Raw genomic sequence first — 11,323 nt, forward strand, 5'->3', positions numbered from 1 at the left:
ACAACGGTGCGCGTACATCCGGCGTCACCCTCGTCCCGGCATCGTGGCCGCGTCCGATCGAGCGACAGAATCGCGATCGGCATGCTCCTGATATGGGGGCAGTATGGTTAACAATCAATGAGCAGCCCCGCCGCCCGATCTGCTCACGGGCTGGCGGGGTGTGACGTGCCCTTGAAGTTAGAGGGGTGTGCAACTTCCACACCGTTAGCGCTGACAGTCCAGCGCCCACGTTCTGGATCAGCTTGCGAGTTTCTGCTCTTGCCTGCGGCTTACCTCGAAGGCCTGAAGATCCAGCGCCAAGCTGACAACCTGATCGGATTTGAGGCGGTTCGGCTGCAGCGCTCCACCGAACCCATGCCGCAGATACACTTCCTGAACCTCAGGCGTGCGCATCGCTCCGCCCATCGTCCAGTTCGGGAATAGCCGCCCGGGCACGTCGCGCACGTTGATGATCGTTGCTGTCGAGTGCCGCGAGTCGCGCGCAATGCGGTTGTACGTCTCCGTAACTTGTGCCCGCTCGCCCTCCAAGATCTGGATGAAAAAGGTTTTGTCGAAGATCAGGAAGCCCGTGATCCCGTCGCGGCTGTTGTTGCGCTGAGAAACGGACAGGATCTCACGCATGTTGGTGAGCATGGCGCGGTCGCTGTCCGACACGGTATTGCGGCTGTAATAGACGAGCTGGTGGATCATCGACTCTGCGCCCTGGCTGTTGCGGTATCGTGGGCGTGAGGCATCTTTGATGATACCGCTCCAACGGAGGGTCTCAATCCATGCACCACGAGCCCAAACTGGCGGCGAGGTGCTAACACTTTCTGAATTTGCGGTGAGGTAAGGTGATGGCAGCCCACCTCTAAGGGAATAATCCCTTAACACTTTCTGAATTACCACCTCCACCATAGGAGGCAGATGTGACCCTTGTCGACCTCGTCAGGCTCTTCGCCGACCCACTCGCTATGGCCGTCGTGCTGACAGACATCGATCTGGAGCGGCCAGGGCCAACCATTCTGTACACCAATCCGGCCTTTGAGCGCATGAGCGGCTACAGGGCTGAAGAGGTGTGTGGGAACTCGCCCCGGATGCTTCAGGGACCAGCGACGAACCGCCAGCTGACCCGCCTCGTCGCGCGCAGATTACACGCGGAACGCCGTTTCCATGGCGTCCTGGAGAACTACCGTAAGTCCGGGGAGTGCTATCTGTGCGAAGTCGATGTGCGACCGATCCTCGGGAGGAACGACGAACCGCTCGGGTTTATCGCGTTCGAGCGTGAGGTGGTCCGCCGTCGAGGGCGACCCGTCCAAGGGGTAGGTGGCAGATATCAGCCCGTCGGTGGCGAGTGCTTTGCAGTAGGACCAGTTTGGGCCACGCCTGCCCCGTTTTGCTGAACGGTTAGCGCGGCCTCGTGTGCATCAGCGAGCCTCAGGCCACTTTGGGCGCTTCGATCGTCACCGTGCCGCATGTTTCAGGAAGTAGGATCTGCGGCAGACTCGCTAGAGCCGGCTTGGCGAACAGGTAGCCCTGGAACAGGCGAATGCCGGCTGCGCGCAATGCCATGAGTTCGGCCTCCGTCTCGACACCCTCGGCCAGGATCGTGATCCCGAGTTCCCGTGCCATGGTCACAACACCGGCAACGATGACCTGCCGGGCTGGCGAGTTCGCGATGCCACGGATCAGCTCCATATCGAGCTTAATCAGATCGGGCTGGAAACTCGCCAGAAGGTTGAGGCCGGCATACCCTGCACCGAAGTCATCAAGAGCCGTTAGGAAGCCCTGCCTGCGGTACTCAGTGATGATCCGCTGCACATGACCGACATCGAGCATCCGCTCGTTCTCGGTAAACTCAAACATCAGCTGCCGATTTGCAAATCCTACCCGGCGAGCGGCGTCCAATGTCGCGCGGATGCAGGCTGCCGGCTCATAAACGGCATTAGGCATGAAGTTGATCGAAAGCCGCGTATCGTTGTCCTGAAACAAGCTTCCAGCCAGCTCAATGGCGCGGACGCGACAGGCCTGGTCGAACTTGTAGCGGTTCGCTTCATCGACCTGTCCCAGAACCCAGCCTGCGCCTTGACCTTCAAGGCCGCGAACAAGGGCTTCGTAACCCCAAACCTTGTTTTGGCTGACATCTACGATGGGCTGGAAAGCCATTGTGAAGCTGAACGGCAGTGGCTCTGCGCTCCTGCAACCCTGACAGCCGATTATGCTCATCGTTGCAGCTCCTGCATGACAGATACGATCTACATGCCAAGCGTGAAATATGTCCAAACGTCTGAACAACTTTTGATAGTCGTAGCGTCCGAGCCTGTCCGTTCGGACTGTTGGAGCAACTGTGAAGCTAACGGCGCAACAGTCCGCTAGATTAACTTGCTCCATGTTCGCTGGCAGCAGAAAATCTGTCATACACTGCCTAAAAAACACACGTTTTCCGACAGCGACATTCGCGGCTGCACCCGACCCTTAGCGATGGTTGAACCTCGATCGCGAGCAAAAGCCCTGCGCCTTTTTGAGCGTATGGCGTAGGATCGCCGCATGGGACTTTTGACCTTCAGCATCAACGTCACCCTGGACGGCTGCGTAGACCATCAGGAAGGCATCGCTGACGATGAGACGCACGCCTACTTCACACGCCTCATGGACGACGGCGGGGCGATGCTCTGGGGCCGCATCACCTACGAGATGATGGAGGGCTATTGGCCGCCGGTCGCTCGCGGGGACGTGGACGCAGTGCCAGCGATCCGCGAGTGGGCGGTCAAGCTGGAGGCCAAGCCGAAATACGTGGTGTCGTCAACGCGAAACGATTTCCCCTGGACCAACAGCCACCACATCGCCGACGACATGCGGGCAGGCGTGCAGAGGCTCAAGGACGCAACTCCGACAGGCGTGCTCCTCGGCAGCGGCAAACTCGCGACCGAGTTGGACCGGCTGGACCTGATCGATGAGTACAAGCTCCTCGTCCAACCCCGGATCGCTGGCCGCGGCCCGACCCTGTACCAGGGCGGACTTCCCAGTACGCGGCGGCTTGAGCTGATCTCGGCGAAGCCGCTCCGGAACGGCGCGGTTGCGATGCACTACCGGCGCGAAGCGTGACCCGACACAGTCCCCATGCAACATGAGGCCGAGTGCTGGATGTTCGTGCCAGGTAAGGACTGGGATCGACCGGACCGCGAGATCTACGGAAAGGCTGGATCATGCCGGAGTATTTTTACACCTCACCGCTGCTGGCTACGACGCAATCTGATCGGATGGCGCTCTAGAGAGAGAGGCTGGCGCTCCGACCCGTTGAGGCCGGAGAACACTTCTTTTCCTCGGTCCCGTCCTCTGTGCATATTAGCCTAAGATGATCCGCGAACCAGCGCGGAGACTGCAAGCGGCTCGTCGTGACCGCGCAAGTGCCGGATGCCAAGGTCTTCCATCTGTATGCCTTCAGGTAGAGGCTGGAGACGGTCAAGTAATTCCGTCGAAAGCACCACGTCTTTGTTCAGCTCCTTCGCCAAACCTTCCAGCCGAGACGTAGTGTTCATGACATCACCAAAGTAGGTGATCTTATGCCGTTCGAGCCCTATCTCGGCGGTCAGAACGGATCCACAGTGAAGGGCGGCCCGAAATCGAGGCACCTCGCCGAAATCCTGCCGCCATCGCGCGGCGTCGCGCTCGACCTCGTCAAGGAAGTCATATAGGCACCGCACGGCCGCAGCGTTGCGAACGCCGCGTTTTAGTTGCCAAGTCACCACGGCCATGTCGCCGATGTAGTCGTCGATTTCACCACCAGACCTGCGGACGGGACCAGCAAGCAACGCAAAGACACGACCAAGCAGCGCGAGTGCCTTCCTATCTCCGTTCTGACGCGCGAACCGCGTCGAACCGGTAAGATCGAGGAACAGGAACACCCGGGCCTCTCGGATTGGTTTGTGGTACCTTCCGAGGAGCAGATTGAGCAAAGTTTTAGGGCCGATCAGGTCGCGAACTCTGAACGCCGTGATCAGGAGAGCCGCAATCGTCAGTGAGTAGACCAAAGTGATACCTTCGGAGACCTCCGGTTCGCTCCAGGAAACCTCTGCCGCTCTGAGCATGCCTTCGGCTAAGGCATTTCCGGCAACAACGGCCATCGCCATACCGATAAGGGAGAGGATCAGGAATGTCGGCGTGGACGCGCGCCGGAGCTTGGACCGCAATTGGGGTAGGAGAAAACCACGCTCAAAAAGGAGAATGGGCGCACCGATTGTGAGACCATGAAGTACGGCGGGCCAGAGCGGTCGATCGAAGACCGCACCAAACAAGCCTCCTGCTCCTGCGCTCAGCGCGATGACGACGAGCAATTCGACAAACTTGTGTGAGTGCATCAGGCGTCCCGCTCTTCCACCTTGGACCGAAGCTCGTCTCACGCCCGAAGCGAGCGGCGCAGAAGCTCCCAACACCGATTGTTCGACCAAATTCAGGTAGCGCTGCACGCAGAGCAGCACATTCACGTGAAGGGTCCAAATTAGCTATCGACCCCAAGCGGTCTTCCAGTTGTACTAGCACATATGTCAGAAAAACGACCATATACATTATAGCCAATAAGCCTCTTCGAAGTTAGTTGATGACTTTTGAATCCTAATGTCGGCGTTATGCGCTTTCGACGATTTGGCTAACGCCGCCTCGATAGTGTCGCCTTCTAAGACGAACATCGTTGCCGCCGCTATGATCTCATCCCGGCCGCTATGCCGAGGCGCCTTCGCGCGTAGCTCGACCATCAATTCAAGCGTCTTCCGTCGAGACAGCTTCGGCGAGGATCGCCGCCAATTTTGCTTTCTACGATGACGGCTTGCCTTATCAGGGTTGTCCTTAGCCCATTGTGCTTTGTAGGCCGTCTGCCGATCTCGATTATCCGCCATCCATTTGCGCTTACGAGCGCGCTCATTCGCCTTGTATTGATCGCTCCGGTTCTGTCGAGCAAGACGGGCCGTTTCCTTCCCTTTCTTGCCTGCTCTGTATTTGCGTTGCCGCTCGCGTTGCTCGGCGCGATATCGTTCCCATTCCTCGGGAGTGCAATCGGATTTGCGCTTGAAAGTCATCCACGCGACTCCTTCTGGCGGGCGGCCTGGACATCGCACTCCAGCCGTCTTTGGATCGGCGAGCAAGCGTCACCGTGTTTTTTCAACGATGGAGCCACATAGGTCAGCGCCGCCTCAATCTCCTGAAGGGTGACGGGCGCCTCTGAAGGGGCGTGCGTGCGCATTGCTGATCTCCTGCAGGGTGGAGAGAGTCGAGCCGTCCGGTAGCGGACGCAGGAACACCTCCTGCAGTTCGGCGACGTGTGCCGGCTCTGGCAGGCCGAGCAGCCGGTGCATCTCCTCGCAGTAGGCGATCCACTGGCATGCGGCGGCCACGGCCTGCCGATTGGTGGCCGGCAGCCACTTCATGCGCGCGTTCAGCCCGGCGACCAAGATGCGCAGCCAGATCGCGCGGCGGAGCTTCGGCCACGGAACGATGGCCGGCGGAGGCAGGGCGGTCGGCATCAGAGCGCCACGAGGTAGAGGGCGACCAGCACCTTGGCGGTCAGCACGTTGCCCTGGCCGGCTTCGTGCCCGGCCCCGTTGAGAATGTCGCGGCTGGTACGGCGCATCCGGCTGATACCACGCGCGAGGGACGGACGGCCGAGAGCTAGGGCGGCGCGCATCGTCAGGCGGGTCTTCATCGGTGATCCTATCGTTTTTTGGGAGGAGGGCGGCCCTCTGCGAGCAGGCGGGCAAGTTGCTTCTTGATGTCGTGCCTGACCGGCGGTTTGGCGGAGAAGCGGTGCAGCGGAGTGGTGCGAAGGCGATGCGTCGGCTTCGGCTCGGGTTTGCGCTCTGCGCTGGCCCACCACGCGCGCACGACTTCGACATCGAACACCCAGGGAGAGTGCGCCCTGAAGGGCTGGCGAGCACCGGGCACCCGGCCGGCGGCGGCCTGCCTGACCCAATGGCGCTCGGTGAAGCCGAACTCGGAGACGAGATCGGCGGCGCGCACGTATCGGTGATGAGGCATCGCGGTCTCCTCAACAGAGACCTCCAGGCTCAGGCTTCGCGATCGTCTCCACAACCTCGAAGCCAGACGATCTGAGCGTCGTGGCCCTCGGGAGCGCCGAGAGACGGTTCAGCGTCGCCGCTGTCCTCGTCGTCGGGCTCCCCGTCCATGCAGTCGAGGAGGGCGATCAGCCGGTCGGCTTGGTCGAGGGCGGCCTGTGCCGCCTGTTCAAGTTCGAGCCGTAGAGCAGGCCCGTCGAGCACGTCGCTGCGGGCGATCGACGGAGCCGGCCGGCGCGGGCGGAAAGTGATGACGTTCGGCACGGATCAGGCTTTCGGCTGGACCTCGGAGGGGGTGACAGGCTGGCCGCGCCAATCGACGCCAGCGGCGGCACAGGCGCTTTCGATGAACTTGCGCGCGCACTGGAGGTGATAGTCCTCGTCTACCGATGAAGAGCCTCCCTGTTCGTACTTTCCGCCGGGCCACAACACCCAAATCAGGGATCGCGCCTTCACGGCAAACCCGCACGCGGTCAGCGCTGGCCGGGCAAAGATCTCTTCGCAGATCGGCTCCAAGGCTTCGAAAGCTTTCTCTGCCGCCTCGTGCGCGCCGGTAACTCCGGGCATCGCCCATGCGGCGCGAGCTGCGGCTTCGAAGCGGTCTCCGCTAAGCTCCATGGCGCGATCCATGGCCGCCCTGCACCGAGCCGCAGGCCCTCGATTAGCCTCTTCGGCCTGTCGCCAAGCCGCATGCAGGGCGTCAAACTGCTGCCCGAGCTTGATCAAGTCCGCATCCGCGCCGAAAACCTCGTTGATGGCCGAGCACACGGTGCTGAGCGCGCGTAGGCCGTCGTCGTCATCATCGACAACGGCATTTCGCAGCACCGCACCGGGCAGGTAGTCGGCCAGGGCGAGGAGTCCGGCGAGTGTCGTTGAAGGCGTGCCGATCAGCGCCTCGTAAGCCTCCCCTTCTCGGGTGCGCGGCACCTCGGCAGCGGTCTCGCACTCCTGGTAGCCCTCAGTGCCGGGGATCGCCTCCGACGTAGCTTTCAGGTACGGAAGCCAAGTGGCATAGGCGGCCTTGTGAGCGGTGATGGCGGCAAGGGCAGGGTCGGCGCCCTCGTCGGTGTCCGGCGACGGGTCGGTCTCGCCAGGGTATGCGAGCGCGAAGTGCTCGTTGATCCGGGTGTCCCGAGACGCCTCCTCGAACAAGAGATCCCGGCGCAGGGTCAGCACCAGAAGCTCTTGCAGCTCGGCGCGCGACCTATCCGCCATCGCGACGGCCTCGTTGCCCGACACGGCTCCCGAGAAGTCGCCCGCGATGACGCTGCGCACCTTGTCGGTGGTCCAGAGTGTCAGCGTGTTGCCGATGCGCAGACGACGGGCCTCATCATCTCCGAGGCGGGTGCGCCGGTCGAACTCGGTGCAGGCAGCATGGAATGCCGCCATGGCCTCGGGGGAGCCGGGCGCCGGTCGAGGGGCCGGTGCGGCGCGGCGCAGAACGCGAGCGGCCGAAGCCTTGAGCGCGGCTGCACGGGTCTTAAGGGACGGGCGGGACGGATCGCGAGCGAGACGCGGGAGCTTGAGCGAGGGCATGGTTGCGCTTCCAAATGTCAGGATGACGAGCGCGGCGAGGGGCGACCCGCCGCGAGGCTGGTCAGCGATTGGCGTCGAGCCAATCCGAGATGACATCGAGGTTCTGCGACCTCTGCTCTCCGAGTTGGCGGACCTCGTACTTGAAGTCGTCGCTCGCGCCCGCGAAGCTCGGGTAGATGAAGCCCCACTCGGGCCGCCCGTATCGCCGTTTGATGCGCTCGATGCGCCCGCCGCTGCGTTCCCATGCGGCAACCCACTCGGGCACGTCGAAGTACGGCAGGCGCAGATCCGTCCCGGTGAGCGCGGCGGCGCTCAACAGAAGGGGCTCGAACTCCGTGTTCCTCCGGCGCCGATCTGAGGCGATCAGCAGTCGGACATGCACAGCCAGCCCATCTGCGGTCGCGGCGACTGACCTGCTGATCGCAAAGCGAAGGTCGAGAACGGCCGCATCGACGGCGTGCGACGCGTCGCGAAGCCGGTCGTAATCCGACAGGGTTCGGACAGCGGCCACCCGCGCGTCGAAGATGTCCGCGACCGGCAGCAACTCGCGCCAGCGCTTGATGCGGTGCGGAGTCTGACCGCCTTGGCCGAGCACCGGGACGGCGTGCTCTATCACCATGCGCAGGGCCTTTCCCGTCCAGACCTGTTGCCAGATCTGACCGTCTTCCGCCCGCTGCCATCGCGGCACTTGGTGCATATCGGCATAGCCGCTCAAGAGCCCCTTTGCCGCGAGCCGCTGCACAAGGGCGGTCTCCCAATCGGACGGCACCAACGGCGCGGGAAACTCGCGGAGAACATCTTCAATGAGCCCCCATGCCCGGCTTGCGGCCTGCCTCGCCGCCTGCTGCGCTTCCAGCGCTCGGGACAGATTCGTCTCCGCGTCGAGCAGAGCCTGATCGGGGTGCGGGCCAGAGAGCAGTGCCGGAGCGGGGACGGCCGCAGCCAGAGCTTCGGGTGAGTACGCCAGCGCCGGCAGAGGCACCGCAGCGGCGACCGACGCCACCATGACAGAGCGGCGCCCCTGATCGGCCTCGGCGTGCTGGGCGGGGCGCTGGATCAGGCGGGACAGCCCGGCCTTCAGGCTGGCGGCGCGGGCCTTCAGGGTCGGCCGGTCCGGGTTGCGGCGGAAGGTCGGGAGCTTGAGCGGGTTGCGCATGAGCGGGCCTCCGTGGCTGCGAGATCAGAGCAGGGTGGCGAGGCCGGTCGGGCCGACGCCGCCGACGACGAGGACGAGGGCCGCCACGACATCGCCGGCACGGGAGAGCAGGCGGGCGAAGCGGACGGGCGTGGAGGCGGCGACCGGGCGAAGATCGATCACGGGGGCGATCAGGCGACCGGACGGCAGGGCGGTCGGGAGGCGCTGCACCCGCTCCACGCCGAGGCAGAGGGATAGGTCGGCTTCGCGGGCCTCGGCGATGGTCCAGGCGTTCGGGCCGTCTTCGGTGTCGTAGGCCCCGGCGTTCACCGCCTCTTCGGTGAGCCACCATCTCAAGTGCCGGATCAAGCAGAGCATGCCGGCGCGGGTCGCGCAGGGCGTGGCGAGCAGGGCGTGGAGCGCGTCGAAAGTCTCGGCGTCGGCGGCAATGCTCGCGCCACCCTCGGGGGCGACCTGAAAGACGGACCAAGCCTCGCTGTGGCGGTCGATCGCCGCGAAGATGGGATCGGCGTGGTACGGGACGATTTCAACGTCGGTGCGGAAGCTCAGGGCGTGCGTCATCGTTCGGGCTCCGATGAGGGCTCGTGGTGGTGGGTCGGGTGGTGAGGGGGTGGGTCCCTTTTCGGCGCCGATCGGCTCGGCGCGGATGCGGGATCAGGAAGGCGCCGGCGGCTTCAGCGCGGGCGGCAGAGCGGGGGCCGGTGCTGCGCCGGGACGGGCGAAGACCTTGCGCAGGCGTCGCCGTGCGGCCCGTGCCGTCTCGGGGTTGCCCGTCAGACTGGCCCGCTCGGCATAGTAGGCGACCAGGGCGGACGCCTCGTCAGCGGTGGCCGGCGTCAGGGCGTAGAGCGCGCGGCGAGCGCTGTAGCGCTCAGCCATCACGCCGAACCGATACGCGTGCCAATAGGCCGGACGGGGACCGTTCGAGCCGAACACGTCGAGGGTGTCACGGGCCGCCTGCCGGTGGGCGGCATCAGCCAGACGGGCGCGGCGGATCGCGACGAAGAGGGGGCTCGGCACAGCGCCGAGGGCGGGGGCGGCGATCAGGGCGAGCGCCGTGGCGATGGCGGTGCGGCGGGTCGGCATCAGTGCGCGACCTTGGCGCGGGTGGTGCGGGCGGCCTGCCACGCAGCTTTAAGGGAGACAGACATCGCGGCGGCCCAGGTCGAGCCGTAGACGCGCTGGTGATCCTTCGCGGCGGCGGTCGCAGCGGCCATGATGCCGGCACGGTTGAAGCTGACATCGGCCTTGACCAGCACGACCTTGCCAAGGCGGGCAGCAACCTCGATGCGGCCACGAGCGCCGAGGAAGCCGGCCGGAACCTGCTGGCGATCGTTGCGGAGGTCCTGAATGGCGGTGGACCAGGAGAGGGAGCGGCGGATGGACATCGAAGTTGCCCCTTTTCGATGCCTGGAGTATCATATGAACCCTCGGGCATTGTCAATGCCTCAGGTATCACTTTTATCCCTCAGGCATCATTTAATGGCAAAATCGCCTCTCAGAAGTGAGTTGGTTCGCGCCGCTCGTGCATTGTTGCGGTGGGAGCAAAAGGAGTTGGCTGAAGCGTCTGGTGTGTCCCTCCCAACCATAAAGCGGTTAGAAGCATCGCCGGGACTACTGTCAGCCCATGGCCCTACAGTAGCGGCACTTCAACGTGCTTTCGAAGACGCAGGCCTTGAGTTCATCCCGGAAAACGGAGGCGGGGCCGGAATCCGCTTCCGGAACCGTGCTGACGGCACCCGCGAGGAGCACTGAGGTGCATCAGGCATGGGGCTCAAGGCGGGAGACACGTACTCGTATCCGCCGCGTGGCCTCTGCCGCGAGGCAGCCGCTCGATATCTCGGCATTCCAGCCGAGCTGTTTGATGACCTGGTTCGGAGTGGGCAACTACCCGAACCGCGTCTCTTAAGTGGAGCAGCGGTCTGGGATCGGCATCATCTTGACGCGGCCTTCGAGGCTTTCCCAACCGCTGGGAGCAGCCGTTCCCAAGTGTCTGCGTCACTGGTGCACGAAACGGCGGATCAGCCTCACCCGAACGTCTATACGCCCGAGACCCTGGCGAAACGCTGGCGGTGCAGCGCCAATCACGTCCGCAACATGATCAAGCGAGGCAACCTGCCGGCGTTCCGATCTGGCGGGAGGCTCCTGCGCATCCGCACCGCCGATGTGATCACTCACGAGGCCGGCGAACCGAGATAGCGCCTACAAGGATAAAGTTGAAAGATGCATCGCCCGGCTCTCGGACGAGGTAGAGCGCCTCGAACGAAAGTGGGCGCCGGATTGGCGGAGATAATTGAGCGGAAGAGATCGTGCTGCTTCAGGCCCCTTCCGATCAGCCGCTGATCCCAACCCCTCGAACTCCCCCGTTACTCCTATTCAGCGGCCGACAATCCTGCGGATGAGGCCGGCTTCCACATTCCGCTTAATCCTTTCCCTGTGCGCCCATTTTGGCCTGACGTCAGGCCGACGGTAGCCTGCAACTCATCGACCGCCGCTTTCGACCGATTTTGTTGAAAAACTCGGGACCGGCCCGAAGCGGCACCGGAAGCTGCGCTAGTCGTAGAAAATTCTACTTCCGCATCATACA

Annotated in this window: 17 protein-coding genes; 4 read left to right on the top strand and 13 right to left on the bottom strand. The window is 63.5% G+C overall.

From position 1 onward, the window contains the following. Positions 1-237: 237 nt before the first annotated feature. Complete coding sequence (locus ABS772_RS13125) at positions 238-690, bottom strand: BLUF domain-containing protein (RefSeq protein WP_350395127.1); 453 nt, start codon at positions 688-690, stop codon at positions 238-240. Positions 691-953: 263 nt separating this feature from the next. On the opposite strand from ABS772_RS13125, the gene ABS772_RS13130 reads away from it, so the two are divergent. Then, entirely contained in the window at positions 954-1,382 is a 429-nt protein-coding gene (locus ABS772_RS13130) for a PAS domain-containing protein (protein WP_350395163.1), read from the top strand. A 34-nt stretch (positions 1,383-1,416) separates the two neighbouring features. Here ABS772_RS13130 and ABS772_RS13135 read toward each other — a convergent pair whose 3' ends face one another. Further along, positions 1,417-2,205, bottom strand: a complete 789-nt coding sequence (locus ABS772_RS13135; protein WP_350395129.1) for an EAL domain-containing protein — start codon at positions 2,203-2,205, stop codon at positions 1,417-1,419. A gap of 321 nt (positions 2,206-2,526) precedes the next feature. Here ABS772_RS13135 and ABS772_RS13140 point away from each other — a divergent pair, with 321 nt between their 5' ends. Next, a complete protein-coding gene (locus ABS772_RS13140; RefSeq protein ID WP_350395131.1) occupies positions 2,527-3,084 on the top strand; it encodes a dihydrofolate reductase family protein in 558 nt (185 codons plus the stop codon). Between the two features lie 245 nt (positions 3,085-3,329). Here ABS772_RS13140 and ABS772_RS13145 read toward each other — a convergent pair whose 3' ends face one another. The 11 genes from ABS772_RS13145 to ABS772_RS13195 all read right to left on the bottom strand — a co-directional run bounded on the left by ABS772_RS13145 (position 3,330) and on the right by ABS772_RS13195 (position 10,124). Next, complete coding sequence (locus ABS772_RS13145; RefSeq protein ID WP_350395133.1) at positions 3,330-4,463, bottom strand: adenylate/guanylate cyclase domain-containing protein; 1,134 nt, start codon at positions 4,461-4,463, stop codon at positions 3,330-3,332. A gap of 81 nt (positions 4,464-4,544) precedes the next feature. Next, positions 4,545-5,051: a splicing factor U2AF large subunit gene (locus ABS772_RS13150; protein WP_350395135.1), complete on the bottom strand. Its 507-nt coding sequence runs from the start codon at positions 5,049-5,051 to the stop codon at positions 4,545-4,547. Positions 5,052-5,165: 114 nt separating this feature from the next. Further along, positions 5,166-5,495 (bottom strand): hypothetical protein, encoded by a 330-nt coding sequence (locus ABS772_RS13155; protein WP_350395137.1) that lies wholly within the window; start codon positions 5,493-5,495, stop codon positions 5,166-5,168. Then, complete coding sequence (locus ABS772_RS13160) at positions 5,495-5,674, bottom strand: hypothetical protein (RefSeq protein WP_350395139.1); 180 nt, start codon at positions 5,672-5,674, stop codon at positions 5,495-5,497. The genes ABS772_RS13155 and ABS772_RS13160 overlap by 1 nt, the downstream gene beginning before the upstream one ends. Before the next feature lie 8 nt (positions 5,675-5,682). Next, positions 5,683-5,988: a hypothetical protein gene (locus tag ABS772_RS13165; RefSeq protein ID WP_350395142.1), complete on the bottom strand. Its 306-nt coding sequence runs from the start codon at positions 5,986-5,988 to the stop codon at positions 5,683-5,685. Positions 5,989-6,035: 47 nt separating this feature from the next. After that, positions 6,036-6,308 (bottom strand): hypothetical protein, encoded by a 273-nt coding sequence (locus ABS772_RS13170; RefSeq protein ID WP_350395145.1) that lies wholly within the window; start codon positions 6,306-6,308, stop codon positions 6,036-6,038. A gap of 3 nt (positions 6,309-6,311) precedes the next feature. Beyond that, positions 6,312-7,433, bottom strand: a complete 1,122-nt coding sequence (locus tag ABS772_RS13175) for a hypothetical protein (protein ID WP_350395147.1) — start codon at positions 7,431-7,433, stop codon at positions 6,312-6,314. A gap of 208 nt (positions 7,434-7,641) precedes the next feature. Then, positions 7,642-8,736: a hypothetical protein gene (locus tag ABS772_RS13180; RefSeq protein WP_350395150.1), complete on the bottom strand. Its 1,095-nt coding sequence runs from the start codon at positions 8,734-8,736 to the stop codon at positions 7,642-7,644. Between the two features lie 24 nt (positions 8,737-8,760). Next, positions 8,761-9,297, bottom strand: a complete 537-nt coding sequence (locus ABS772_RS13185) for a hypothetical protein (protein ID WP_350395153.1) — start codon at positions 9,295-9,297, stop codon at positions 8,761-8,763. 93 nt (positions 9,298-9,390) lie between these two features. Further along, positions 9,391-9,822 (bottom strand): penicillin-binding protein, encoded by a 432-nt coding sequence (locus ABS772_RS13190; RefSeq protein ID WP_350395155.1) that lies wholly within the window; start codon positions 9,820-9,822, stop codon positions 9,391-9,393. Then, a complete protein-coding gene (locus ABS772_RS13195; RefSeq protein WP_350395158.1) occupies positions 9,822-10,124 on the bottom strand; it encodes a hypothetical protein in 303 nt (100 codons plus the stop codon). The genes ABS772_RS13190 and ABS772_RS13195 overlap by 1 nt, the downstream gene beginning before the upstream one ends. A gap of 94 nt (positions 10,125-10,218) precedes the next feature. Between ABS772_RS13195 and ABS772_RS13200 the strand changes: the two genes are divergently transcribed. Together ABS772_RS13200 and ABS772_RS13205 are read left to right on the top strand one after the other, a co-directional pair. Then, complete coding sequence (locus ABS772_RS13200; protein ID WP_350395165.1) at positions 10,219-10,491, top strand: helix-turn-helix domain-containing protein; 273 nt, start codon at positions 10,219-10,221, stop codon at positions 10,489-10,491. A 12-nt stretch (positions 10,492-10,503) separates the two neighbouring features. Beyond that, positions 10,504-10,935 (top strand): helix-turn-helix domain-containing protein, encoded by a 432-nt coding sequence (locus tag ABS772_RS13205; protein WP_350395160.1) that lies wholly within the window; start codon positions 10,504-10,506, stop codon positions 10,933-10,935. The last annotated feature ends 388 nt before the right edge of the window (positions 10,936-11,323 follow it).

The sequence above is a fragment of the Methylorubrum podarium genome (assembly GCF_040270385.1).
Lineage (GTDB): Bacteria > Pseudomonadota > Alphaproteobacteria > Rhizobiales > Beijerinckiaceae > Methylobacterium > Methylobacterium podarium.

Coding starts and splice junctions, on each gene's coding strand:
- ABS772_RS13200 (WP_350395165.1), top strand. CDS start 10,219: ATGGCAAAATCGCCTCTCAGAAGTGAGTTGGTTCGCGCCGCTCGTGCA.
- ABS772_RS13190 (WP_350395155.1), bottom strand. CDS start 9,822: ATGCCGACCCGCCGCACCGCCATCGCCACGGCGCTCGCCCTGATCGCC.
- ABS772_RS13155 (WP_350395137.1), bottom strand. CDS start 5,495: ATGCCGACCGCCCTGCCTCCGCCGGCCATCGTTCCGTGGCCGAAGCTC.
- ABS772_RS13140 (WP_350395131.1), top strand. CDS start 2,527: ATGGGACTTTTGACCTTCAGCATCAACGTCACCCTGGACGGCTGCGTA.
- ABS772_RS13160 (WP_350395139.1), bottom strand. CDS start 5,674: ATGAAGACCCGCCTGACGATGCGCGCCGCCCTAGCTCTCGGCCGTCCG.
- ABS772_RS13195 (WP_350395158.1), bottom strand. CDS start 10,124: ATGTCCATCCGCCGCTCCCTCTCCTGGTCCACCGCCATTCAGGACCTC.
- ABS772_RS13180 (WP_350395150.1), bottom strand. CDS start 8,736: ATGCGCAACCCGCTCAAGCTCCCGACCTTCCGCCGCAACCCGGACCGG.
- ABS772_RS13130 (WP_350395163.1), top strand. CDS start 954: ATGGCCGTCGTGCTGACAGACATCGATCTGGAGCGGCCAGGGCCAACC.
- ABS772_RS13125 (WP_350395127.1), bottom strand. CDS start 690: ATGATCCACCAGCTCGTCTATTACAGCCGCAATACCGTGTCGGACAGC.
- ABS772_RS13185 (WP_350395153.1), bottom strand. CDS start 9,297: ATGACGCACGCCCTGAGCTTCCGCACCGACGTTGAAATCGTCCCGTAC.
- ABS772_RS13205 (WP_350395160.1), top strand. CDS start 10,504: ATGGGGCTCAAGGCGGGAGACACGTACTCGTATCCGCCGCGTGGCCTC.
- ABS772_RS13150 (WP_350395135.1), bottom strand. CDS start 5,051: ATGACTTTCAAGCGCAAATCCGATTGCACTCCCGAGGAATGGGAACGA.
- ABS772_RS13175 (WP_350395147.1), bottom strand. CDS start 7,433: ATGGCGGCATTCCATGCTGCCTGCACCGAGTTCGACCGGCGCACCCGC.
- ABS772_RS13135 (WP_350395129.1), bottom strand. CDS start 2,205: ATGAGCATAATCGGCTGTCAGGGTTGCAGGAGCGCAGAGCCACTGCCG.